Source organism: Bhargavaea ullalensis, from assembly GCF_042432615.1.
Taxonomy (GTDB): Bacteria; Bacillota; Bacilli; order Bacillales_A; family Planococcaceae; genus Bhargavaea; species Bhargavaea ullalensis.
In genome coordinates, this window is record NZ_JBHLWY010000043.1 from 26,670 (window position 1) to 51,528 (window position 24,859).

General features: G+C 48.5%; 26 protein-coding genes. 18 read left to right on the forward strand and 8 right to left on the reverse strand.

The genetic code is table 11. The features are described 5' to 3' along the window. The gene (locus tag ACFFIY_RS12125) at positions 1-876 is read left to right on the forward strand and encodes a lantibiotic dehydratase C-terminal domain-containing protein (RefSeq protein ID WP_354194208.1); all 876 of its coding nucleotides are present in this window, start codon (positions 1-3) and stop codon (positions 874-876) included. A 456-nt stretch (positions 877-1,332) separates the two neighbouring features. Here ACFFIY_RS12125 and mscL read toward each other — a convergent pair whose 3' ends face one another. Further along, on the reverse strand, positions 1,333-1,734 hold the full coding sequence (mscL, locus tag ACFFIY_RS12130; protein WP_354194210.1) for a large conductance mechanosensitive channel protein MscL: 402 nt from the start codon (positions 1,732-1,734) through the stop codon (positions 1,333-1,335). Positions 1,735-1,936: 202 nt separating this feature from the next. Here mscL and ACFFIY_RS12135 point away from each other — a divergent pair, with 202 nt between their 5' ends. From ACFFIY_RS12135 to ACFFIY_RS12150, 4 genes are all read left to right on the forward strand, one after another. Next, positions 1,937-2,158, forward strand: a complete 222-nt coding sequence (locus ACFFIY_RS12135) for a transcriptional regulator (RefSeq protein ID WP_376837295.1) — start codon at positions 1,937-1,939, stop codon at positions 2,156-2,158. 156 nt (positions 2,159-2,314) lie between these two features. Further along, positions 2,315-3,664, forward strand: coding sequence for a M20/M25/M40 family metallo-hydrolase (locus tag ACFFIY_RS12140; protein WP_354194214.1), 1,350 nt, complete (start codon positions 2,315-2,317; stop codon positions 3,662-3,664). A 159-nt stretch (positions 3,665-3,823) separates the two neighbouring features. Then, entirely contained in the window at positions 3,824-4,171 is a 348-nt protein-coding gene (locus tag ACFFIY_RS12145; protein ID WP_354194215.1) for a PadR family transcriptional regulator, read from the forward strand. Next, complete coding sequence (locus tag ACFFIY_RS12150; protein ID WP_354194217.1) at positions 4,149-4,907, forward strand: HAAS domain-containing protein; 759 nt, start codon at positions 4,149-4,151, stop codon at positions 4,905-4,907. Before ACFFIY_RS12145 ends, ACFFIY_RS12150 begins: the two co-directional genes overlap by 23 nt. Here the strand turns inward: ACFFIY_RS12150 and ACFFIY_RS12155 are convergent, their stop codons facing one another. The 5 genes from ACFFIY_RS12155 to ACFFIY_RS12175 form a co-directional block, all read right to left on the reverse strand. Continuing rightward, complete coding sequence (locus ACFFIY_RS12155) at positions 4,908-5,471, reverse strand: RDD family protein (RefSeq protein WP_354194219.1); 564 nt, start codon at positions 5,469-5,471, stop codon at positions 4,908-4,910. Between the two features lie 66 nt (positions 5,472-5,537). After that, positions 5,538-6,443, reverse strand: coding sequence for an acetamidase/formamidase family protein (locus tag ACFFIY_RS12160; RefSeq protein ID WP_354194221.1), 906 nt, complete (start codon positions 6,441-6,443; stop codon positions 5,538-5,540). 71 nt (positions 6,444-6,514) lie between these two features. Next, positions 6,515-6,868, reverse strand: coding sequence for an MGMT family protein (locus ACFFIY_RS12165; protein ID WP_354194223.1), 354 nt, complete (start codon positions 6,866-6,868; stop codon positions 6,515-6,517). 3 nt (positions 6,869-6,871) lie between these two features. Next, the gene (locus tag ACFFIY_RS12170) at positions 6,872-8,407 is read right to left on the reverse strand and encodes a PH domain-containing protein (protein ID WP_354194225.1); all 1,536 of its coding nucleotides are present in this window, start codon (positions 8,405-8,407) and stop codon (positions 6,872-6,874) included. Continuing rightward, on the reverse strand, positions 8,407-8,904 hold the full coding sequence (locus ACFFIY_RS12175) for a PH domain-containing protein (RefSeq protein ID WP_354194227.1): 498 nt from the start codon (positions 8,902-8,904) through the stop codon (positions 8,407-8,409). Before ACFFIY_RS12175 ends, ACFFIY_RS12170 begins: the two co-directional genes overlap by 1 nt. Before the next feature lie 123 nt (positions 8,905-9,027). On the opposite strand from ACFFIY_RS12175, the gene ACFFIY_RS12180 reads away from it, so the two are divergent. The 4 genes from ACFFIY_RS12180 (at position 9,028) to ACFFIY_RS12195 (ending at position 11,965) form a co-directional block, all read left to right on the forward strand. Beyond that, the gene (locus tag ACFFIY_RS12180) at positions 9,028-9,156 is read left to right on the forward strand and encodes a hypothetical protein (RefSeq protein WP_354194229.1); all 129 of its coding nucleotides are present in this window, start codon (positions 9,028-9,030) and stop codon (positions 9,154-9,156) included. A 184-nt stretch (positions 9,157-9,340) separates the two neighbouring features. Beyond that, the gene (locus ACFFIY_RS12185; protein WP_354194231.1) at positions 9,341-9,628 is read left to right on the forward strand and encodes a hypothetical protein; all 288 of its coding nucleotides are present in this window, start codon (positions 9,341-9,343) and stop codon (positions 9,626-9,628) included. Positions 9,629-10,300: 672 nt separating this feature from the next. Further along, positions 10,301-10,744, forward strand: coding sequence for a JAB domain-containing protein (locus ACFFIY_RS12190; protein WP_354194815.1), 444 nt, complete (start codon positions 10,301-10,303; stop codon positions 10,742-10,744). 372 nt (positions 10,745-11,116) lie between these two features. Beyond that, complete coding sequence (locus ACFFIY_RS12195) at positions 11,117-11,965, forward strand: hypothetical protein (protein WP_354194233.1); 849 nt, start codon at positions 11,117-11,119, stop codon at positions 11,963-11,965. Positions 11,966-12,089: 124 nt separating this feature from the next. On the opposite strand, the gene ACFFIY_RS12200 is transcribed toward ACFFIY_RS12195, so the two are convergent. Further along, complete coding sequence (locus tag ACFFIY_RS12200; protein ID WP_354194235.1) at positions 12,090-12,317, reverse strand: hypothetical protein; 228 nt, start codon at positions 12,315-12,317, stop codon at positions 12,090-12,092. A 13-nt stretch (positions 12,318-12,330) separates the two neighbouring features. Then, complete coding sequence (locus ACFFIY_RS12205; RefSeq protein ID WP_354194237.1) at positions 12,331-13,134, reverse strand: ParA family protein; 804 nt, start codon at positions 13,132-13,134, stop codon at positions 12,331-12,333. Positions 13,135-13,390: 256 nt separating this feature from the next. Between ACFFIY_RS12205 and ACFFIY_RS12210 the strand changes: the two genes are divergently transcribed. From ACFFIY_RS12210 to ACFFIY_RS12250, 9 genes are all read left to right on the forward strand, one after another. Beyond that, positions 13,391-14,176 (forward strand): hypothetical protein, encoded by a 786-nt coding sequence (locus ACFFIY_RS12210; RefSeq protein WP_354194239.1) that lies wholly within the window; start codon positions 13,391-13,393, stop codon positions 14,174-14,176. Between the two features lie 690 nt (positions 14,177-14,866). After that, the gene (locus ACFFIY_RS12215) at positions 14,867-15,694 is read left to right on the forward strand and encodes an ArdC family protein (RefSeq protein WP_354194241.1); all 828 of its coding nucleotides are present in this window, start codon (positions 14,867-14,869) and stop codon (positions 15,692-15,694) included. Positions 15,695-15,797: 103 nt separating this feature from the next. Beyond that, positions 15,798-16,334 carry a hypothetical protein gene (locus tag ACFFIY_RS12220; RefSeq protein WP_354194243.1) on the forward strand — a complete coding sequence of 179 codons (537 nt, stop codon included), beginning with the start codon at positions 15,798-15,800 and terminating at the stop codon, positions 16,332-16,334. An 849-nt stretch (positions 16,335-17,183) separates the two neighbouring features. Further along, entirely contained in the window at positions 17,184-17,462 is a 279-nt protein-coding gene (locus ACFFIY_RS12225; protein WP_354194817.1) for a YolD-like family protein, read from the forward strand. A gap of 584 nt (positions 17,463-18,046) precedes the next feature. Further along, positions 18,047-18,709, forward strand: a complete 663-nt coding sequence (locus tag ACFFIY_RS12230; protein ID WP_354194245.1) for an ABC transporter ATP-binding protein — start codon at positions 18,047-18,049, stop codon at positions 18,707-18,709. A gap of 2 nt (positions 18,710-18,711) precedes the next feature. Then, complete coding sequence (locus tag ACFFIY_RS12235; RefSeq protein WP_354194247.1) at positions 18,712-21,126, forward strand: ABC transporter permease; 2,415 nt, start codon at positions 18,712-18,714, stop codon at positions 21,124-21,126. Positions 21,127-21,160: 34 nt separating this feature from the next. Further along, positions 21,161-22,543, forward strand: coding sequence for a VanZ family protein (locus ACFFIY_RS12240; protein ID WP_354194249.1), 1,383 nt, complete (start codon positions 21,161-21,163; stop codon positions 22,541-22,543). Positions 22,544-22,681: 138 nt separating this feature from the next. Further along, positions 22,682-23,074: a hypothetical protein gene (locus tag ACFFIY_RS12245; RefSeq protein ID WP_354194251.1), complete on the forward strand. Its 393-nt coding sequence runs from the start codon at positions 22,682-22,684 to the stop codon at positions 23,072-23,074. Continuing rightward, positions 23,074-24,102, forward strand: coding sequence for a hypothetical protein (locus ACFFIY_RS12250; protein ID WP_354194253.1), 1,029 nt, complete (start codon positions 23,074-23,076; stop codon positions 24,100-24,102). Before ACFFIY_RS12245 ends, ACFFIY_RS12250 begins: the two co-directional genes overlap by 1 nt. Positions 24,103-24,859: the final 757 nt, after the last annotated feature.

The following is a 24,859-nucleotide window of genomic DNA, read 5'->3' on the forward strand; positions in this document are numbered from 1 at the left end:
ATGCAACGAGAGAAGGAATGGCATACGTACAGATTTTATCCGCGATATGAGCATCTGCTGGATGAAGTCATCCAGCAGATTATCAAACCGATAGCTTCAGAGTTGACGGGGGAAGTTCATTACTATTTCTTTATCCGCCGACAAGATCATCACGGTCACCACATCATGGCGGGTTTCCTGTTGGAGCCGGAAGAAGCAGAATCCCTAAAGATGAGGATCCGGCACGACTGCAGCCGGGCATTGCAGGAGTTGGACGGCGATCGATCAAGAGCCAGGCGGCGCCTTCTGTTTGAAGAAGAGGGAGGAGAACAGCAGCCTGGAGTCCGGCCGTTCAAGCGGGAGACGCTTTTGGGTGCGGGCGCAAAAGAAGGCGTTATCTGGCCTGACTTGTTGTTAAAGCGTTCCACCGACTTGACGTTCTCAATCATTGAAAATGAATTGATGGGAGGAGCGGATCGAACAGATGCCGTTATCTTAATGATGCATCAGGCGATTCGTTCGGCCCTCTGCAGCATGGAGGAAGCGGCTGACTTTCTTGAGCGCTACGCGGACCGATGCATCCGCCGGTGTCATGAAGCAGGCCTGGGCGATAACCTCAGCCAGGCAGCGAAGCTTAATGAACAGCAGTTTTTAATCCAGTGGGGCCGTACCCTGAATAATGTTCACCTGCTCCGGAAGATCCGGCCGTTTATTGAAGAACTCTGCTCGGTCCGCCATCAAGTGGAGGAGCAGATGATCCCATCTCCGCCGTTTGAGGAATTTCTTTTCCGCTATTTGCAGGAGACCAATAACCGTCTTGGAATGAGTCATAAGGAAGAGGCGTACATTGCGAAACTCCTACATAAGACCCTTGAAAATAGTTCAAAATATGCGTAATTCACATATTTTCTAGCACTTTTACATGCTATACTGGATGAAACCACACGAGAGGATGGATGGAAGATGAAAAAGAAGGTCTTCTTGACACTGGCTATGGGTGCAATGGCATTTGGACTGTTCTTCGGTGGAACAGTTGGCACACTTACAGAACTTCCATTTGAGATTGCTTCTTAAGTTTTAGCGTTAACCCGCAGGGAATTTCTATTTTCCTGCTAATAATGTCACGAGGTGATCCCCATATTAAGTTGGGATCATCTTTTTAGTTTTATCTTAAATGTAGTGAAAATTAGGCCAACAGGGTGACTACTTATTGAAAATGCTGGCGTTTTGAGAGCCAGCACGTCCTAGAATTGCAGGAGGATTGGTCGTAGGCTCTGCAAAAAAATGAATTCCTTTCTTTAATGGTTCAATTATCGTGATAGAGTAAACAAGAAATTTGAAGAGAACCGGAGCTCAAATACTATTATTGTTCTTCCCCTCCTTCAACAAATCCCTGATCTCCCTCAACAATTCCTCCTTCACGTCCGCCTCTTGTTTTTCTTCTTCCTCTGCTTCTTCTTCTTCTTTTGTTTGTTTGAGTTTGGACAAGAGCCGGAGCACCATGAAGATGGCGAAGGCGATGATGAGGAAATCAAAGACGTTTTGGAGGAATACTCCGTATGTGACTTTGGCATTTCCGACCTTGAATGCGAGGCCGGTGAAGTCGATGCCGCCGACGAGGATTCCGACGAGCGGTGTGATGATGTTTTCCACAAGGGAGGAGACGATTTTTCCGAAGGCAGCGCCGATGACGACGGCCACGGCAAGGTCCAGGATGTTCCCCTTGAAGGCGAATTCTTTGAAGTCTTTCCACATGCTCAGTTCATTCCTTTACAGTTGGATCTTGTTTTAGCCGATTTGTCGGCGGTCATAGTATAGCGGGAAATGCCGGGAGAAAAAAGTTTTTCATAGGATGGGACTTCTTCTTTTTGCTGAGCTCCGGAAAAACATAACAGTTGAACACGCACAAACGTTCGCTTATAATGAGAACAAACGTTCTTGAAAGGCGGCGGAGAGAATGCACAGTCTTCTGATGAAGTGCATGAAGCGGCATCAGCTTGCTGACATGATTTATATGGATTCGGACGGTTCGATCACAAAGCGCCGTGTCCGTTTGCTGAAAATCAGGCAGGACAGTGTGACGGCCTATTGTTTCATGCGGCAGAAGCGCCGGACGTTCCGCATCGACCGGATCCTGTCCATTTTGCCTGTGGCCGGACAGGATCGGCTTCCCGGCTAAGGCCGGGGAGAAGAGATCGGACAGGCAAGGTCTTAGGCACTAAGCCGGCCCCCTTCAAAACAGGAGTTTGTAACCGTTTTCAACGGCCGGGCAAGAATGCCGATCCTGACAGGAGAATCCCCTTGTTGATAGATATCAAAGAGGGGGATTCAACCAATGAAAACGAAACAGAAGTTTGCGGCGCTTACCATGTCAGCATCGCTCTTATTGTCCGGCGTCGTTCTGATGCCTGCGGACTTCGGTGGTCCGGCAACCGCCGAAGCTGCAAAGCCGGGCAATCCGGCAGCGTTTGATAAGAAAATTACCGCCAGGGTGGATGCAAAACGTATTCTTGAAGATGTGAGGAAGCTGAGCGTGGACATCGGGCCCCGGGTCACCGGCACCGCGGAGGAGCGGGAGGCGGCCGCCATGATCTATGAGCGGCTCAAATCCTACGGTTATGAAATGGAGGTCCAGGAATTTGGCATTCCTGATAAAATGGCCGGCCATTTGGCCACATCACATGGAGAGGAAGTTAAGGTTTCCATCCCATCCGGATCTGGCGTCACATCGGCAGAAGGCCTGACGGCGCCGTTGTATGATGCGGGCCTGGGCAAGCCGGAAGACTTTACAGCCGACGCGTCAGGGAAGATTGCCTTGATCCAACGCGGTGAAATCGGCTTCCGTGACAAGATTGACAATGCGGCGGCAGCCGGTGCAGCCGGGGTGCTCATCTACGATAATACTGAACAGTCGGCACCCCCGAACATGAGCATTGGAGGAGAAGTTCCGGTACCGGTCGGCGGCATCAAAAAGGTATCGGGAGAAGCGCTTCTTCAGGATGTGCTTCAAAGCAACGGGACCGTCACGTTGAGGGTGGAAGCGCTGACGGGCCTGACTTCGCAAAATGTCATCGCCAAGCGCTTGCCTAAAAAGGGCGGCAATCATGAAATCGTTTATGTGTCTGCCCATTTTGACAGTGTGCCCCTTGCACCGGGTGCCAACGATAATGCTTCAGGAACTGCCACGGCGCTGGAACTTGCCCGTGTGCTGAAAAGCTATCCGATCGACAAGGAAATCCGCTTTGTATTTGTCGGAGCGGAGGAAATCGGCCTGCTCGGTTCCGAGTATTATGTTTCCCGGCTCACCGATGAAGAAAAGGCCCGCAGCCTTACTAACTTCAACATGGATATGGTGGGCACTGCATGGGACAATGCCACCGCTATTTATCTGAACACCGTCGATGGACTGCCGAACCTGTCCACCGAATCTGCCATTGCGGCGGCACAGCGGATTGGCACGCCATCCGAGCTTGTGTTGTATAAACGGGGTGCGTCCGACCATGTGAGCTTCCATGAGGCTGGAATCCCGGCAGTGAACTTTATCCGGCGCGAACCCGGAACTGCCGCGCTGGAGCCGTACTACCATTCCCCGGAAGACACGATTGAGCATGTCAGCATGGACCGTCTGAAAGAAGCGGGCGACCTTGTCGGCACAGCTGTCTATTCGGTCATCCGTTCCAACTAAAGTCACTCCCACGCGCCGTCCGGCCTTCTGCCGGACGGCGTTTTTCTTGGTTGGTCCATTATTGTTTAAGAAGATCATGGACAATCGGCGGGTCATGAGCTATCATTTATAACAAGGTACCAGTAACGTTTAATGCAAGATAGTGGGGCGGTGAGCAAAATGTCGACAAGCCAGATGCTGAAGGGTGTGCTGGAAGGCTGCCTGTTGGCAGTGATCGGGATGGGAGAAACATATGGTTATGAAATGGTGGAAAAGCTCGGGGAGCATGGGCTGACCATGGTAAGTGAAGGAAGCATTTACCCGGTGCTCCTGCGCTTGCAGAAGGAAGGGTACGTCATGACGGTGACGAGGCCCTCGCCCAACGGACCGAGACGGAAATACTATCGGCTGACCGAGGCCGGGGAAGCCGAGCTTGCGGCGTTCAAACAACGGTGGGACGTGCTGGCGGAAGCGGTCGGCCAGTTGATGAAAGGGAGTGGGGGACATGAAACTATCAGCAAAAAGTGAAGAATTCCTCGCCAATCTCCGGATGTATCTGATGACTTCCGGAAAAAGTGAGCGGGAAATCGATGAAGTGGCGGATGAGCTCCGTGATCACCTGCAGGAACTGGAAAGTCGGGGAGAAAGCATCGACAACATTACAGGCGGCTCTCCAAAGCGGTATATGCAATCGCTGGAAGAAGAGATGGCGGATGATCGTGCAGGATGGTTCAAATACCTTCCGGCGTTCATCCTGTCGTTCGCCGCGTTTTCAGCCATGGGCCCTGCCATCCGGGGAGAATTTGAACTGAATGTGGTGCAGTTGATCGGATTTCCGGCGGTTGCGTCGCTGACTGTTTTTCTGTATTGGCTGCTGTTCCGCAGAATGGCAGGCGGTTCCTGGAGCAACCGCAAGCTGTTTGGGATGGGAGCCGGACTGTCAGTGCTGACCATCGTTTTGTTCGTCGCCGTTCTGCTTGTCGGCTCGCTCCTTATGGAACCGTTTTATTCCGCTTCCTCAACCGGAAATGTGATTGTCATTCTATTGTCTGCCACCGCCTTTGCGGCAAGTGCGGCCATGCTTCGCTCGTGGATCCTCGTATTCATTCCGATGGCTCTTTTTCTGCCCGAATGGCTGATCCGCCACTCGGCAATGGAGGAGGAGACGAAGCTGATCGTCTCCTCGTTCGTTCCGTTCCTTGCAGTGGCTGTCGTGATCGGCCTCGTGTTGGCCTTTGAGCGGCGAAAGGCTTCCAAGGCCTGATCAAAGCCGGATTTTGCGTCTGAAAACCGGCTCTCTGCGCTCGGTTTCGGTTGTCCGGATCACTTGCGTCAGGGTGAGAAGGTCATATACGGATTGCTTGCGCTGATTTAGAAACGGGACGATCATGTAGAGGGCCATCAGGGCATAGATGAGAATTCCGAGGATGGACAGGGAAATGGGGACCCCCTCTCCATCACCCGTTCCGACCAGCCGGTAGACGAGAAAATGGGAAAGCTCCCACGGAAGAAACTTCAGTGCGGTTCGCAAAATCGAGCGCGGAAGGGAGAGCGGCCGGCAGCGGAGATCGGTGACCTGGAGTCCGACTATCCGCTTGCCGAGAGATCCTCTTCCCGCCGCAGAGTCGCTGATGATGAAGTAGGCGGAAACGGGAAGCGTCATGAGAAAAAAGCCGGCAGTTTGTGCCAATGCGGGCGGGCCGGCAAACAGACGCTGGATTTGGGGAAAGAGGAAAACAGACACCAAACCGAGCAATATGATGTATGCGGCAATCAGCAAGTAGTCAATCAGAAATGCCTTTATCCGAACGGGCACACCTGCATGCATTTCAGTCGCCTCCATCCGTAAAAAGCCGGTTTCCTCTCGGAGACCGGCTTTCGCTGTTTTCCATTCTTACCTAAACACCTTGACCCCGTATGCCTCCAGCACGTATTTCGGCACGAAGAAACGGGCGGTCATGAGCGGGTCGACGATCTGGCTCACCTGGACTTGTCCGGCTGCGCTCAGCAGCATGGCCAGATCCGGAAGATTCATTTCCATGCGGGGAAGGAGGAAGTCGGCCATTTCTTCGACGGCGGTCTTTGCGGCTTCATCGAGTGTCGGGGCGGAAACGATGAAGGCGATGCCGTCTTCGTTCTCGACGAGCGGATGGCGAAGCGCCCCTTCCTTGAGCACCTGGAGCGTCACGGTCGCCTTGCCCGGAACTTCGATGCCGGACACGCCGACTTCTCCGTCGCCCATCGCAGCATGGAAATCGCCGAGTCCGAACAAGGCGCCTTCCGCAAACACCGGAAAGTAAAGCGTCGCCCCTTCCGTGATGAGCTTCGTGTCCATGTTGCCGCCGTGGGCTCCCGGCGTTCCGCACGATACCGGCTCGCCGGCGGGGGCGACGCCGATGACGCCGATCATCTTGTTGAGCGGGATCTTCAGCTTGTCGTCAAAGACGGCATGTTCCTCATCGACTTTGATGATCTTGGAGGCGAGCTCCTCCAGGCGGTGACCGAGGATGCCGAGGTCGGGCCCGGTGGCCATGACGCCCTGGCCGCCGATTTCGAGCTTGTCGATGCGGACTTTCAGGACGTCGCCCGGTTCGGCACCTTCCACATAAACCGGTCCGGTGGCGGGGTTGATCTCATCCCAGTCGATGCCGGCGACTTTCGTTTCCGGCGAAGTCACCTGGTTTTTGAAGCAGTCGTATGTTTCGATTTCAATCGTCGTTCCGGAAGCCACGTGCTTGACGGGCACGTGCTCTTTGCTGAATGAATAAATGACGTCTTGGCATGCGAGTGTTTCGGTCATCGGTCGGATTCCCCCTCATCGATTTGCCAATAGTCTATCAATGGGAGAAGAAGAATGCCAGTGACACCTGTTCAGCGGCCGCTTCCGTCTTCTCCGTCAAACCGGTCTTCCGCTTCAAAGCCAGGGTCCCAACGGTATTCGTGCAGATCGACCCTCCTGCCGCCGGTGACCGGCACGCCTTCTGCGGACAGCAGATCTTCCTGTTCGCGTGCGATGTCGGGGTCGCCGACGGCAATTTCCCCTTTTGCGTTGATGATGCGGTGCCAAGGGATGCCGTGTCTGCGGCTCATGCTGTGCAGGATGCGGGCGACCTGCCGGGCGGCGCGGGAGTTTCCGGCGAGCCGGGCGATCTGTCCGTATGTCGCGACTTTTCCGGCCGGCACTTTTTTCAGCAGGCGCACAACCTGCTCGGTGAACGGTTCCAACGGCTATCCCTCCTTTGTTTCCGAGATGAGTTCCGGAGAGCGTCCGGTGTACCACTGCTTGAATGTCCCGGCCGCAGCCTCCGGCAGATCGTTCAGGTCTTCATGATGAACGGGCTTGGACCGGTTCACGGTCTTCACCGACACGACGCCGAACGGCTTTTGCAGCCGGGATTGGGAGACGGCGGCTTCAATGACTTTTTCGCGCTTCGTCACGAACGTCCTGCGCCACAGTCCGCCTTTACGGAACTGGACGAGCGGTCCGTTGATCAAGTACCGGGTGTTGCGGTAGTCAAACAGCCGCAGCAGCCATGTGCCGGCGAACAGCAAACCCCCAAGCACCCACCACTGCGGGATGAACGGAAAATCGGGCTTCCAGATAAACAGCGCGGCCGTGCCGATGAGGGCGAGCCAGGGGAGCCGTAGCATCCGGACGGCAAGCGCGCTTTCCGGAAGCTTCTCCATCTTTTCTGAGACTTCGATATCGGGCAGCAGTTCGCCGATAATTTCGATCGCCCGCTTCCTCGGAAGGTATGGATAAAGGGAGTTGATGTCCTCCAGGTCCTCGCCGAAGCTCCCCACCGTAATGAGTTTTGCTTCCGCCATGCCGAGCAGGCGCCTGACCGGTGTTTCTGTGATTTCCACGGCCTGGACATTTTTCTTGCGGACCGACAGTGCCTGCTCGGACAGTACGCCCCGCCGGATGTAGATGCGTTCCGCGTCCGACGAGATCTCGTAGCGGCCGTACTTCAGCCATGTCCTCACCATGCCGAAAATCACGGCTGCCAGCACAAACAGCATGATGACCGCGGCCAGCCTGAACGATGAACCGGCGAGTGACGAGAAGATCCCTTCCGCCCGGTTGTCCAGGTCGGTGAAGTCGTCGATGTTTTTGTAGACGGTGGCCACAATCGGAATCAGTGCGATGAAGCTGAAGGACAGAAATGAAGCCTTGATGATGTCTTTCCTGGAAGGAGTGAAATGGACGACCCGCCCGTCCGGGGGCAGTTCTCCGGATGGCATGTCATCCGGTTCGGATCCATCCGGGATTTCCATGACGGACTCTTCCTGCTCGGCTTTCCGGCCCCGATATCCGTCAAGCGCCGCCTCGATCCGTTCAGCCTCCTGTTTCGTCACCGCCGTGAACCGGACAGACGATTCTTCACCCCCGGCCCCCGTCTCGAGCGTCAGAGAGGTCAGGCCAAGAAGCTTCAGCACGGCCGGGACTTGGCGATTGACGTTCTGCACGCGGCGGAACGGGACGCTCCGGTGTTTTCTCACAAAGATCCCGCTGTCGATCTTCACCGAGTCCCGTTCGATCCGGTAAGTCTTCCGCCACCAGGCCGGCAAGAGGGCGAGCAGGCTGACGGCCGTGACGGCCAGGTAAGTGATCTTCAGCACGATCACCCATGTTGCTTCCGAACCGGCGCGGAAAACAAAAAGGAACAGGATGACGAAAAACGTATTTTTTATGTAATCAACAGCAGACCGGAGCATGCCGGCCGGATGCATTCTGCGTCTTTCCGCTGTTCCGTTTGCCATCAGTCTTCCTCCTCCCGGATCTTTGCGAGGTGGGCGATCCGGTCTCGGAATGTACGGGCCTCTTCCTCGGGAAGTGCCGGAACCGAGTGGCTCGATCCCATCGTTTCGATTTCCAGCGAATAAAGCCCGTATCTGCGAAGCAGCGGACCCTGCTTCAGATTGACGACTTGTACTTTCGTCATCGGGATCGTCTGCTCGGAGACGTTCCAGATGCCGCTGCGCAGCTTGATGAACTCATCATCCGCGCCGTATCTCCAGTATCGCTGGGTCAGCACCGGCTCAATGAAAATGGAGTAAATCGCCGACAGAACGCTGGCCCCGCCGACGACCCATAGCGTGATGATCAGCCAGCGCCACCAGCCGAAGTGAATCCCCGCTGCGAGAAGGGCGGCGATGACTAGCAGGATGGCCGCCTCCCCGATGAGATTGGCGAGCCTCCATACCTTGACCGCCTTTTTTGAAATCCGCCCTTCAGGCGGAGAGATTGTGTCCAACATCGAGAAGCACCTCCAGGTCTTGTCTTTCTTCTACGGGAGAGGATATCTGCAAGTTTCATTTGGGAACCTGGAGCGGGTCCGGCCCGTATACGATACAATCAGTTTAGCAAAGGGGGCGGCCCGATGAAAAAGAGATACGCCGGCGCGGCTGCGGTGATCCTGCTGCTCATCGCCTTCATGCAGGCGGTGCCTGTTAAAGCGTCGGACCTGAAGGCATCGGATTCCCAGATCCGGATCTCTAACTGGCCGTAAGCTTGCCAAGGAACGCAAGCCAACGGCCACTAAGTCATTGGGCTCCACTCGATTTCTAACGCCCCATCCCAAAAGCAGGGGATGGGGCTACCCCTCACTGGCGAGCGCGCAAAATCGGCGCGCCCTTCCACTGTTTGCGCGAATAGTTGCGCCGTCTCCGAACAAAGAAAGGAGAGATGGACAGATGAAACTGAAACGGATGTATGATGAGCAGGGAGTCTTGGACTTTAAGAAACTGGCCAGGATGACCGATGCAGAATTCGCCGAGACGGTCCAATCGTATTCCAAGTATCATTTCTTCAATCTGGAGGAGGGCAGCGATGGGGTGACCGTCTATCTTTTCCGGCAGGTCGATGAGGTGGATGCCTCGCTTGTCATCTGCCAATATCGAACGGCCGACCGGTACTATAGCACGATGACGATGAGCAGGTGGGAGTTTGACCTGGCGCGTGACGCATTTGAAAGCTGCTGAATCGCCCAGCTGGGTCTTCACAGGAAGATCCAGCTGGGCTTTTCTTTTGGAGGAAGGCGAGATGGCGGGGGCATCGAACCCCCGCCATCCCGACATCAGGCGCTATGTCGCCTGATGTACGCTTCGCCTTCCGGCTTCCTGCGGAAGGGCCGGAAGGCTCGCTTCCTCATTGCCGGCTTCGGGCATCGAGCCCTTGCCGTCAAGCGGCTGCATCCCTTACGGGATCTTGCGCAGCCGCCCAAGAGCCGTTCTGGCGTTTTCCCGGCGGCGTCGAGCCGCCAGAAAAACGATTGGAGAGGCGTTGCCATCTCCAATACGCTGCCCGTTGCAGCCCTTCCTCCGGAAGCGCTACAAGGGCGCTATAGCGGGTGCAGTCTGCCTTCCTTCGTTCTCCTCAGTGTAACCATTCGCTTATGACAGCGGGAAGGGCGGGCGTTCGGGGAAAGAAATCGGCGGAGCCAAGTCGGCTAACTGGCCGTAAGGCTTGCAAAGGACGCAAGCCAACGGCCACTAAGTCATTGGGCTCCACTCGATTTCTAACGCCCCATCCCAAAAGCAGGGGATGGGGCTACCCCTCACTGGCGAGCGCGCAAAACCGGCGCGCCCTTCCCCCTGTTTGCGCGAATGGTTGCGGTCTCTCCGAACGATGAAAGGAGAGATGGAGAAATGGAAATGGAAACAGTCTATGAAGTGGTGCGGATCAAACAAGTGATTCAGGAGATCGAGCCCGATGAAAAGTATCAGATCCGATCCCCAGAGGATGCGGCCGCCGTCGCGGCTGAATTCATCGGAGACGAGGACCGGGAGGTGTTCCTGGTGATGTGCCTCAGCATCAAGAATCAGGTGGTGGCCGTGCATCGCTGCCATGTCGGCTCGCTGAATTCGAGTATCGTTGCGCCCCGGGAAGTGTTCAAGGCTGCGATCCTCAACAACAGCGGATCCATCATTGTGTCGCATCAGCATCCGAGCCAAGATGTCACGCCGTCCCCGGAAGACATCGAGGTGACCAAGCGGCTGGCGCAATGCGGCGAGTATCTCGGGATCGAGGTGCTGGATCACATCATCGTGAATGCGAAAGCTGAATTTTGCAGTCTAAAGGAACGGATGGCCTTCTAGAAATAGAGGGCCTTCGACCTTTACACTTACACTTGTAAGTGTAAGTGTAAGTGTAAGTGTGTTTCTCGAAAGAAGTTGTTGAATACCTGTCTCGCAACGGTTTTCATTAATTAAAAAACACTTATAAGTACACTTATACTTGCAAGTGTACTTATAAGTGGAGTTCTCTTAGAAAGATAGTTCGAATCAGTTGTGGTCAATCCAATAACGCCCAAGACTGGGTGTTCTCCAGTTATATCTTTAAATCCTGGACAGTTTCGGGGGCATCAAGCCTTTGGAAATATCGTGCGATTTTTTTGGAGAATTGCTTTTCTAAATACGTCCATACTACCTAAAATATGAATTATTGCGGTTTGAACAGGGGATGTATTGATGAAGAAAATAATCACTCTTACCTTGCTGTCACTTGTTGCAATTAACTTTATTTTGATGACTGTTCACGCTAATCAAGGTCAGAAAAAAGACCTAATGAAAATTGTTAAGGCAAATATGCCACCGCACTCAACGCTTATAAGTCCTGAAAAGCCTTCCTCCACACAACCAATTCAACTCTATGACTTTAATCACGACGGGCAGAAAGAAATAATCTTTACCTTTGAAATCAAAGAAAAAGTACAACCTTCCCCTTCCCAGTTTGGTGCAATCGTACTCAAAAAGGATAATGCTGATTGGCGAAAAATTCGGGAAACTAAAAAGAAAGGAGTTGATTTGGATTTTTCAGGTTTGGTCGATATTACTGGTGATGGAACAAAAGAATTTTTATTCGGCGTTACAATCGGCGCAGACATAGGAAGCGAACTTGAAGTTTTCCAATGGGTTAATAACTCATTCAAAAAGATTGCTGATGTTCCTTATCATCAAATTGACATTGTCAAAGGAAATCAAAAAGTTGGTATAGCAGTTTGGCAAAAGTATGTTGGCGATAGTTACTTAGTCGATGTACTAAAATGGAATGGTGAAAAGTTGGTTTATGATAAAGAATTGTATTCCAAGTATTATCCGGTAATCGAAAAGTTTTATAACGATAAAATTTCTGAAATGGACGCTTGGTTTTATTGGTATTCCCTTGCAGATGCCCAAATTAAAGCAAATAAATTTGAAGAAGCTTCTAAATCTATTCGAAATGGAATTTCTGTAGCTGAAAATATACCAATGCTAGATGTAGTCCAAGACTTTAATGATTTAACTGAAAGACTGGAGAACAAGAGAAGAGTTCAATAACAATCTTCATATATCGGGCGTGATCACTGCAGATCAAAAGCCTAATTCCTCGATTTGCGAACGCACTTATAAATACACTTGTAAGTGTATTTATAAGTGCGTTTTCGGTTGTTTAGAGGCAAGCTTAATTGTGGTCTATCCAGTAGCCGATCAGTTCGCTTGCACTCATGTCGAGATCATCGGCCATCCGGCGCAGTTTCTTTTTCTGTGTCGGCGTCAGCATGATTGACATCTGTTCCTTGGTCTCTTTTTTCTTTTTGTCCGGGAGGCCGACATTTCCTGCGGAAGTTGAAGTGGCATTGGTTTTGGAGAGTTCCTCCTGTGCTTTTGCGAAATCGTTGAATTTGCTCATATCCATGGCTCCTTTATTGGTTTTCAGCGGCTTGGATGACCTTTTTAAAGACGGCATCGACATTGGCGTAGAACTTTTCGTGTTTAGCCTGTTCGGCAGGGGACATTTCCTCGCGCATCTCGAAGATGCTCTTGTCCTGAAGAAGGGTTTTTGCCAGAAGCTCTTTTTTCTGGATCATGCCCAGGTAATTGGGCTGCAGTTCGACCATTTCCAGGAATTGCTTGCTGCTGGTGCCGATATGCTCGACTTTGTTGGCAATCAGGTAAGGGGTGGCCGTCACATACGTTTTCCGGGTCATCACATCGATGATTTCGGACTTCAGGTGATCGATGGTGTCCTCCAGCTCGAGCCATGCCCGGAACCCGTTCCGGGATGGCTCCGAGACGCCCAGTACGATATCTGCCACGGCGAGGAAGTTGTAGGTGACCAGACTGGTGTCGTTGTGGGTGTCGATCAGGATATAGTCGTATTCATTCAACCGGTCCACATTATCGGCAATCCACATGAAGAACAGCATGCAGTTGTTCTGTCTGGATTTCAGGTCGAGCTCATGGTCATCCAGCTGCTCGGATCCTTTGATAAAGTCCAGATTCTTGCCGACCTGATGGAATTCCACCGGACGTCCAGTCTTTTCAAAGATGTCCAAGATCGAGGAGGCTCCGGCATCCGGGAATGAAAAACTCAGGTTGCAGGACCGGTCCCCATCGATCAGCAACACCTTTTTGTTCTTTCTGAGGGTCAGCCATTTCGCCAATGTATAAGAGATCGTCGACTTTCCAGTCCCGCCTTTGTTGACGTTTACGGTGATGACTTTCATGTGCATTCTCCTTAAACATTACACTTATAAGTACAATTGCAATTGTACTTATAAGTGTAATTGCAAGTGGTCTATATTCCATGGCTTTAATGTAATATAATATAAGTATAAGTGCAAGTATACTTACACTTGCACTTATAAGTGTTCTTTATATAAGCAGTAATTCAGATTTTGTTACTGACAACATGAATTGTGTGACAATGGGTTGTAAATGTTGTATACTTTGTAAACAGACAAGTGATTGGGAGGGTACTTTATGAAACAAGCAACAGGACGAATCGTTGAGCACTTCCCGATTCTTAAAGACAAAATTAATTTTACCGATAGTGAACGGGCAACAGAAGCGATGGAAGGGCTGAATGAAGCAGAAGCCACTTTCCTTCAGCTGGCTTGGTTTTTTGAGAGGCCTGATGGCGCCAAATTTGATCTGGGCGAGTTACATTCCCATTTGAACAATGACTGGCTTGAGCTGGCTCTGGAGCTGATCACGGAATATTTCCGGGAAGACACATACCTGATCCAGAAGCCCACCTACTCGTTGGTCAAGGACAGTTCCGACTATTTTTCAATGACTCAGTTTGCAGAAGAGCTGACGCGAAGGGGAATCAATTATCCCCGGCAGAAGGTCTACAGTTACTATACTCGCGGGAAAATCCCTGAACCGGATTTGATTGTAGGCGGGATGAAGTATTGGCATAAGGACGCTGTTGATGCTTATTACCAACATGAACGGGACCGGATGCTTGGGTTGTCGGATGCATCGGACGGCGGGAAGACGGCTACCAAGATCGAGCGAATCGAGCTCCCGAGCCTGACCGACTGGGGAATTCTTCAGATCAAGGGATTGGGCAATACCTATTTCCGATATAGCTTCGAGGGCGACCGTCCCGTTTTGGAAGAATCCTATTTCGTGGACAATGCAGAAAACGTAGAAGACAAGCATCAGACTATGTCCCGGAACTCGGATCTCTACAAGGCCGTTCAGGAGCAACTGGATGCGTACTTTGAGGAGAGGGAAAAGAGCGAAGTCAGAGAAGGATGAAACCTTCTCTTTTTTGCGTGAAGCAAAAGGGAGGAGTTGATTGGCGGGCCGCCTCAAGCCGGAAAAGCATCATTCAGGAAAAGAGGGAAGGGATTGAAAGCTTCCTTCGGGCGCCTGCACGACAGGCTGTAAAAAAGCAAAGCACGCTTTTTAACAACCTGTAGCGTGTCGCTGCGGTATTAAATGAGTCGATAACCACGGACTGTAAAGAAAGGAAGCCCGCCTTTCTCAACAGTCCGTAGGTTCCTGTCTCATTTACAGCTTCGCCGCCATACCGCACGAGGCGAAGAACGTGAGATCAATACCTTGTAGACCAAAAGGAAGGCAGCCTTGAGGCTGCCTATTTTCATATCATCGGACAGCAGCCTTCAAGGCTGCTTTTTTCATTGGCTTTTGCCCATTGGCCTCCGAATCGTAAAACATCGCAGGCCGACTAAGCCCGCCGCGGGCCGAGCCTCGTAGGCGCTGCCCTCCACCCGCCGCGGGCCAAGTCGGCGAGCCAAGCCGGTCAAGGGGCAAAAAACTTTTTGCCTAACTCCGCGCTTGCGCAACGTCAAAAACTTTTTGTGCTGGTTCCCTTGACCGCTTGGCTATGCGTGTTTTCCGGTTCTCCATGCCAAAGGGGCAAAATCCTTCCCTTCGGGAACGGAAGCGCTTCGGAGGCCAAAAAGCCAAGGGAGGCAAAACCAAATGAAAAAGAACGTCTATGAAATCGTAACGGACAAAATCATCGAACAGCTGGAAAAGGGGGTTGTACCGTGGCGGCAGCCCTGGGTTGGCGGCGGGGCAGTCAACTGGAAAACCCAAAAGCCATACCGGGGAATCAATATTTTCCTGCTGGAGCCCAGAGAATACGCGACCTTTAAGCAAATCCAAGAAGCCGGCGGCAAGGTGAAGAAAGGTGAAGAATCCCACATCGTGGTATTCTGGAAATGGTTGGAGAAAGAAAATGAGGAAATCGGCGAGCCTGAGAAAATCCCATATCTCCGCTATTACCGGGTATTCGAAATCAATAAGCAGGCGGAAGGGCTGGAAAGCAGACGAAGTGCCTTTGACCACGATCCGATTGAAAAGGCGGAAGAGGTAGTCCGAGGGTATCTGAACGGCCCGACATACAGCTATCAATCCGGCCGAGCTTACTATCAGCCGGCGAGGGACCACATCAATGTTCCGCCCCTGAAGGATTATCTGGATGCTGCAGGATACTACAGTACCCTGTTTCACGAGATGGTCCATTCCACCGGCCACAGGAGCCGGCTCGCCCGTCCGGGCGTGACCAGACAGGAAATTGCCTTTGGTGATGAGGTTTACTCCAAGGAAGAGCTGGTGGCGGAGATGGGGGCAGCCATGCTGTGCGGCGTGGCCGGCATCGATAACGAGACCATCCAAAACAGCGCGAGCTATCTTCAGTCTTGGCTCCGGGCCTTAAAAGAGGACAGCCGGCTGATTGTCCAAGCGGCCGCGCAGGCCCAGAAAGCAGCTGACTATATCCTTGGCCACAAGCCAGAAACCGAGTGATCTGTTTTAACCTATGAAATCACAAGCATAAAAGGTGGCCATCTTTCCTTCATTCCGAAGGAAAGATGGGCTCCAATTCATCGGTAAAAGGAGAGGATCCACTGTGAAGGAGTCAGATCTCATTACCTGCCCGTATTGCGGGTGTGAACTGGTCCATCAAGCGGCGACGTATTATTGTGATTTTTGTGTGATGCAGATGGGGACTGATCAGATTCAGCACAACCATGAACGGCTGGCCGTGCGCGTGCGCGACTTTGTACCGGGTGACTATGTAGAGAAAACGACGCCTGAACTGATGATTCTATCCACTTATGAGCTACTGTGCCTGCTAAAACAAGTTCGCGCAGAACGGACTGCCATGTATCAGCTGATGAACACTTTTTACAAGGCCCGGAAGCATCAGAATTCCGATAATTATCGGAAAGAAGAGGCGTACAGCGGGCAGGAGTACGAGCGCATAACCCGCAAGATGTTTGTACTCGAGAACCTGATCCGCATGCGTTTGGGGTATGTTCCAAGCCGTATAACCGAACAGCATTTAAACCGTTATTTGGAGAATATACGGAAGGATAAGCTAAAACCCATGTTCATCCGAAAGGAACGGCGCGCAGGTATACCGGATCGTTCTGCAAATGCTTAAAAGCTTGTACTTGAGTATTGTAGCGTTAAAACCCTTTTTTCTATAATAGCAAAACCCCTGCGGAGACAGCAGGGGTTTTGGTCCTTAGTCATGTTCTTGATGGGGTGCGGCGCGGGGATGCCGCAACTCAAATATATGACTATTCAGAAACAAGAGCAAGACAAAAAGATGATTTCCCTTTACCAAGGGGATTAGGATACGAAGCAAAGACAAGGGAGCAGAAGACCTTGAGAGTCTGCGGAGGAAAGATGAGCGTATAAGAAAGCAAACGATTGAAATTGAGTTACCATCGCGTCTTATCGTAAAGATTGAGAGACTGGTAGCCAAACAAGGCAAGCCCATGGACGTCGTAATAGATACAGGCGTTTCGTTGTATTTACAGCGGTTTGCAGAAATTGTGGATGAAGAGGAAAGCGAAGAAGATGATTCATGATTCATTAAGTAAAGAGTCTTTATCTTGACGCTAACCCGTTCAGTGGAGTGGTGCAAACATGCGAGTTAGCACAACAATTAGCAGAGATTTTAGCAAGACATTAACATCATTTTCATCATTCATTTTGGTTGCGTGAAGGTTTACACTTAAACTAACGAGGCAGGTTAATTTATATAGTGAGATCTTTATTTTGTGGATAATAAAATGATTTTCCAGAAAAATATCGCACTATATAACTGAACGGGTTATCTTGATGCTGGCTCCGTCTTTTTGCTGTTCCAATACTTCGTACATGACCGGTCTCTAAAGAGACTGGTTTTTATTTGCTCTTTAATATGGGAACGTAAGTTCTATAATTGGAGTTGGGAGGCGATATCATGATACGTGACCGAGGAAATATAAAATGGACGGCCATGATGCTGCCAGAGCATTTACGAGAGCTCCGGAAGTGGCAGGCGGAGGATGACTTGGTTAAACGGCCAAATCTAAGCGAGTGGGATTTACAGCAAATCCAGCAGGAGATAGACCGGGCTATACGCAGTAGAGAACTGACTGAGGTCCAAACGTGGAGAGATGGAATATTACATAAGCACACCGGAATCATTGTTTCGGCCGATATATCCAGCCAGAGAATCCAACTGGACGAGAGGTGGATAAAGGTTGCGGAGATCGTGAGCGTTAACGTCTTAGAGTAGGGGAGAGGCATAAAAAAATCCTGTCTGAAATCTTTTTGGCGGGGAATTGTTCATGAATGAACTAAAACTTCTCTAGGAGCCTGCTAAGCGGTTTTGTAGCAACGTGGAGAAGATAGGTTCGAAACAACAGTCTGAGGCATCCTCAAGGCTGCCTATTTTCATATCATCGGATAGCAGCCTTCAAGGCTTCTTATTTATGGTCTTTTGCCCATTGGCCTTCGAATTGTAAAACATCACAGGCCGACTAAGGCTGGTCAAGGGGCAAAATCCTTCCCTTTGGAAACGGAATCGCTTAGGAGACCAAAAAGCCAAGGGAGGGAATAGCGATAGTTGATTTCTAGTACCAGTCTGTTTTTTATAGTTGTTGTAGGGATTGTAAGGCGGTTTCAGTTGGCTATAGAAGGCCTGAAAACCAAGCGTTCTAAGATGGCATTTGACAACAATCCGGTCCGACTTTCATAAGTGTGCTTAGCATCCATAGATCCTCGGTGAACAGAAAATGTTAAAATGAATTATAAATAACTCGTAAGGGTTATTTATACAACGGTGATTTAAATCAATATCGAGTGAACATGGAGGAGAATATGGATAATCAATTGATTGCAGACAACATTTCTAAATCATTCAATGGAAAAACCGTGGTCCGTGCAACCAGCCTTAAAATACGAAAAGGCAGTATACATGTGATTGAAGGGAAGAGTGGATCGGGGAAATCGACTTTGCTGAGTATGTTGGGTGGAATGGAAAAGCCGGACAAAGGGGAAGTTCGCTTTAAGGGATCTTCACTTTACCGACTAAATGATACCGAGCAATCAAAGGTCAGGGGAACCTCTTTCGGTTATGTCTTTCAATCATTTCATTTGATTCCTGAGTTGACGGTGAAAGAGAATATTGAGTTACCTCTGCAATTCAATCCTCGAGGCGTTAAGAAACACAGGGTTGATGAGATTGCGGATGCGCTGGGCATTTCATCTCAGTTGGAAAAAAGACCTGACTTTCTATCCGGCGGTGAACAGCAGCGGGTTGCCATCGCGAGGGCCGTCATCACGAATCCTGACATCTTATTTGCAGATGAACCAACTGGCAACTTGGATCAAGCCACGTCTAAAACTGTTGTAGAACTCTTAACCACTCTTGTGGAGTCTATGCAGATCAGTTTGGTTGTAGTGACACATGAACAAAACCTCTTTTCTCATCCACATCATCTCTATCAGATGGAGAATGGTCGTTTAAGAGAGGTGGATTGAACGTGTTTAAACTAGCGATGAAGCTAATGCTCTCCAGAAGAAAATGGTTAATCGTCATTATTTGTTCGTTTGCCCTAATGCTTGCCGCCACTTTCTCCATCCTGATGGCTTCTGAAACGATCAAGTCAAACCTAAAAAAAGCGGCCTATCAAAATTACGGGGAACACACCGGCGTTATACTGGGCGCGGAAGCTTTGAAAGAAGATGTCCGTAAGAATGCCGATAGCGTCGGTGAGTTTGCATTATCTGATCGGCTGATATTGAAAAACGGCAAAGTGGTATCCGTTGGATGGTTTGATGAAGAGGCACTTAGGCTAAGTCACATCCGGTTATCCGAAGGTACATTTCCAAGCAAAGCAAATGAAATCGTGATTGAAAGTTCCTATAAGAAATTGCTGGATAAACAGGATGGTCAAGTGTGGAAGATCGGAGAAAGCAAACTTCTTGAATTTGAAAGCGGCCATGAGCAAGTGACATTAGCCGGAGTCATTGAAGATTATTCAGCAAACTGGTCGGTGCCGGCAGGTGTGGAGAAAGGCAAGGATGATTTCCCGAACATCCTAACCTTGAAGCCAGAAATCACCCCCTATCAGACGCATAACTATATGTTTCAAATCAAGGCCAATAAATACACTGCCCTTGATCAAAGTTCCAGTTTGATCAGTGATTACGGCGAGGGCTTTATTAATTCACGACTTTTACATACGGGGCTTATCGATTATGGGACTGTCTCAACCGTGGCCTTTGCGTTTCAAATCGTGGTCATCTGCCTGTCCATTATCAGTATTTTAACCCTGCTCTCCTTTTATTTTGCAAATACAGTGAAGAAGATCGGCATATTTAAAGCGGTTGGCGCGAATACCCGAAATATATTTTCCATCATCAGCTACCAATATTTGATTATGCTGTCTGCCGGCATATTGCTTGCAGTTCCGATGTCCATCCCGCTTACCACTCTGATTGTGGAGAACACATATGACAATGGAAAACCGAACGATTTAAATTGGGCCTATATCATCGGGCTGAATCTTGTCATGATTTTAATCATTTCTCTGTGTGTGGTTTTGAAGACCATTCAAGATGTTAGAAAGGTCCATGCATCTTCTGTTGCCTCTTCCATGCGCGGCAACACTCAACAGCTGGATATTTCAAAGCTGAGAACTGAGAAGTTTATTCTTAAACAGTTATACATGCAAGTTGTGACATATAAAAAGTGGTCCATCCTTACCGTTCTGTCATTATCTCTCTGTATGCTGGTCATCACCCTGTCAATCTTCATTCAAAAAGAGACAGCTGGGATTTGGGGCAGCGATGTCGACTATTACATCTCAGCCCAAGAGTTGTTTCAGTCCAAAACGATTGGCCATCTGGAAGTTTTAAAAGAGGAAGGGCTCACAATTTCAGCAAATGACGTCAATCGGATCGAAAGCTTACCTTTTGTCTCCAATGTAGAGAAAACTCCCTTCATGGTCGATGTCCATCCTTTAATTGAGGAGGAGTTTATCCCGCAATCGCTTGGAAATTGGATATCTTCCCTAGACCCTGAGGAGGGGGCATATAAGGATAAACGAATCATCCCCCATGCCAATTACCAAGTGGTAGATGCAAAAGGATTTGAAGAATTATACGGAAAGAGATCGTTCGAAGAATTTCAGGGAAAAGTGCTTCTATTGTTACCCTCAGGCATTCATGGCGAAAACTTAAAAGGGCATGAGATGCAATTTGTGAGGAAATACAATAGCGGATCTGGTCTTAAAACACAGGAATGGACGTACCCCATCCATGATGTCATGGATGCTTCGGAAGTAGGAAGGGAAGATTTGGCTTTCACGGTTATTTTAGACGAGGAAACTGCTATTAAAAATGGAATATTCCGAGGGTATTATAATCTCTCCATTTCTACCAAGGATTATTTGTCCGAAAAGCAAACTGATGAGCTGGAATCCATTCTGAGCGAAATCGTTTCCACGACACCGGGGAGTCTATATCAAAAGATTTCCGATTTTGAAATCGAAGACACAAAGATTTCGTTCTTCTTCGGTTTCCTGGGCAAACTCTCCTATAGCACAGCCATTTTGTTGGCTGTTATCAGTACGATCACGATGATATTCGGTAAATACAACAACCAAAAGCTCCGTTGGGGAACTTATATGTCCTTAGGGATGAGTAAAAAGCGGGTAATACAATATCTGGGGTTGGAGTTGCTCCTTTACCTGGTCTGCGGGTCCATCATCAGCACGCTGATCTTTTTGTCCATGGCGTTCTGGATTGGCCATGTATATCCAATATCCCTCTACTTGCTGTATCACTTGCTTTCGATTGCAATGATCAGTCTATTGCTTCTGACAGGCATTTGTTTAGTCAGAAACCAGATTAACAGACACTCGATACACGATTTGCTGAGAAGAGATGAATAAGTAAGATGAAATTTTTAACGCGGGGTGGATAAAGGTGAGACTGGCAGAACTGATTGGGATTGTGAAAGAAAATTTTTATCTGGCTGTAGTAGTGGTCATTGCATTAGGTGTCCTGTTTTTCCTGTTGAACAGGAGTTCTATGCATCATGGAAAAGGAGATACCAAAAAGCGGTTGGTTTTGTTGGCCTTGTTCATAGGCTATTTGATCATGGTCATCGGCGTCACCTTTCTGAACAGGGGACCGGGCTACACGAGCAACGTGGACTTGTCCCTTTTCTCCTCATACCGGGAAGCTTGGTATCTTTACAGTACCCGGCACTGGCAGTTCATCTATTTGAATATCCTGATGTTTGTCCCGTTCGGCATACTCGTTCCGCTGCTGAACCCGCGCTTTAAACAGGCGCTTTGGATGATCGGGGCAGCCATGCTGTTCACACTGTCCATTGAAAGTCTCCAACTGATCACGGGTTACGGGACGTTTGAGGCGGACGACCTGTTCAACAATCTGTTGGGCGCGGTCATCGGATACGGTCTCACAATGGGTTTCCTTTCCCTGAAGGAGAAGAAGGGAGTAAAAAGCTCCCTCATCTATCTGACGCCCTTATTGGTCACAGTCATTTTGTTTGGAAGCATATTTGCCTATTATCATTCCAAGGAGTACGGGAATCTCTCCATCGTCCCGGCGAACCGGGCAGACATGAAACAGGCCGAAGTAACGACCAACGTAACGTTGGATGGCAGCCGAAAAACTGTCCCCGTCTATCGGGCACCCAGTTATACGAAAGAAAGGGCAGACGAGTTTGCCGGAGAGTTTTTCGGAAGGATGAAGATTGATCCGGCGGAAATTGAGGATATTTCGTATCCTGATGAAGGGCTGTATCGGGTACATGGAGATTCCGCCTACCAACTGTCATTTCGGTTTCTGGATGGAAGCCATAGCCTGACAGATTTTTCTCTGTTGGATGATGGCCGTGAACCGGAAGACGCAGACGAGGGGAAGGTAAAAGCAAGCCTGAAAAAGTACGGGCTGGAAATTCCCTCGGAGGCCAGCTTCCAAAGGATCGATACGGGGAAGTATGAGTGGACGGTAGACCAAGAGGCAAGCGGGAACCGGCTTACAGACGGTGAATTGTCCGTCACCTACTACAATGACGGGACCGTGAAGGAATTCGATAACCGCCTGGTTACCTATGAGAAACAAAAAGATGTCCGGATCAAAAGCGAACAGGAGGCCTATCAGGAGCTTTTGAAAGGGAAGTTCCAGACATACTTAGAGGACCGTAAAATTAGTAGCTTGCAAATCAATGATGTGAAGATACGCTATACGTTAGATTCGAAAGGCTACTACCAGCCGGTATATGCCTTCGAGAGCGAAGTTAATGGCAAGGAAATGAATATTTTGGTTCCAGGGATATAGAGAGTTTTATTTGCGGAAATTAGGAGTTAAGCACTAGAAGTAGAAGTTTAATTGTAATAAAAGACATACTTGTTACTTTATTGAAATGGTGTTATGTTTATCTTGTGTTAAAAAAATACTTTTTGGGGAGAGAGTTATATGAGAAAGGTAAAAAAAACATTACTTACATCATTGTTAGCAGGTGCTTTGCTTCTACCAATGTCTGTCTCTGCTTATAGTGGTACATATTCATTCGACATCCATAGCAGTGTTCAAGGTACTAAAGTGCATTCTCTAGCACAAAAAAAGACAACTACAAAATTAACAGCAAACAGTTATGATTCAAACGGTAATATTTCTTCTACTAAATATAAGTATTCTGTTTCTCTTGTTAAGTTTTTGAAATCTTACTCAGTTAGTGCAACTGCAAATGGTTATAGTACCACTAAAGATTTCGGTACTGTTAATGCAGGTGACTATAAAGTGAATGTACTGAAAAATACTGGAACTATCTACAATAGAGTTAAGGGTAGTGGGACAATCAATCAGTAATGAGAAGGGGGAGAGTTAAGATTAATAAGAAGAAAATTTATAGTTTCCTAATAGGAGTTGGGGTGTTTCTTCTAAGTTTTTCTTTATTCGAATTAAAAGGATTTGCACAAAGTATAAAAATCGATGAGTGGATAGAAACAGAGCAACAATCTTCCATAGAAATAATTGATAGAGAAGAAAAAAAATCTGCTTCACAAAAATCTACTAACGAAAATTTCTTATTGCTTCATAATAATGGTGAGCCTATTAACACCAATATAATTAATGGGAAAACAGACTTTTACCTTGAAGCTATTTCGAAAAACAAAGTAAATGGAATGGAAGTCATTGACTACTATTTTAATCAGGTAGATAACAAAGAACGTGATTTATCTGACATCAAAGAAACGGCTTCGGAGCGCAGTAAAGAAATCTTAAACGACATTAAGAACGAAAAAAACATCGATTCATCCCAATACTCGACATTTGCAGTAGCTAGTGTTTCCAATCCTGTGGTCAGAAATTTCAATTGGACGTTTAATAGCTCCAGTCATTATTTAACTACAACTGTTGAAATGAGCAGAAGGTCTAGTAATGCATCGATTAACGGTGTTAAAGGATCGGTTTGGGACGTCATTACTAATACTCAATACGAGCGTAAAACTGGTCTTAGATATTTAAACAATCTATATACTAGGTTAGCTGTTCCTTATACTTATCAAACTTTGTTAGACTGGGGTCCAGCCAGTACAAATAGTGGTGACGTCTCAGTGTCATTATCAGGAGCCGGTGTACCGGGCATAAGTTATAATTTCTCAACTGGTACTCTTTATAATACTAGCGATCTTTCCTCTAAAAGTTCTAAATACGGTAGATGGAAATTTTCTAGGGCGGTCTATCCTGTATATGCAAATAGATTAACTACTCGTCCAGCAATTAGATCATCAAATACAAAAGGAAATTTTGCTCTTCAATTAAGCCATTCACTCGTATTTGACAATGTTACAAATAATACTGGCGTTATAACTATCACTACACCAGACCGATAAAACACCTTAAAAAGATGTAGCTTGATTGTAGCTCATCTTTTTAAGGTTTTCGATTGCTCTAATTACGTCTTTAGTTTTTGTCCTTTGGATAAAAAACATATCTTTTAGCACTGGAGTTATTTTCTTTTTTGATTTAATATCACTATAAGATATTTTTGAAAAGGGTGGATATAATGGGAAAGGCGTTCAAAATCTTATTAACTATTTCCTTAATAATTTTGGCTTTTAATAGTTTTTTTTTAGTAAACTATTTAAAAAATATAACTGAATTAATGGGTGCATTAATAAATTCGACTTACTAAATATTTTTATAAGTTTAATTCTAAATAACACCCCTGCAAGTGAACCACCCCCGAATTACGGACACTTTAAGTCCTGGTTCGGTTTTTTTGTGTTGCCATAACTCCGTTATACTGGGCAGAAATTTGAGCGGAGGAGATTTTGATGAGCTGCCCATCCAATAGTGAACCTAATCGCGGACCTCAATCATAAAACTCTCCCTTGTCGATGGTGATGTTGTTGTCTGAGAGAGACGTGGGAGCATCGGCAGTCCAGCTATAGGGGAGCAGTCTGCGAAGAATAGTTGAAAAAGGATCAAGAGAAACATTGCCTATCTCTACAGGATTGCAAGAGACCGCTGTCAAGGTATGAATGGTTAATTCGCCGCGAGTCTCGAGACCTTGTGGGAAACGAATTAAGTCTCTTTGATCCTTAGGCCAAAAGCCGAACGTTCAGCCCTATAGGAAAATCAATTATG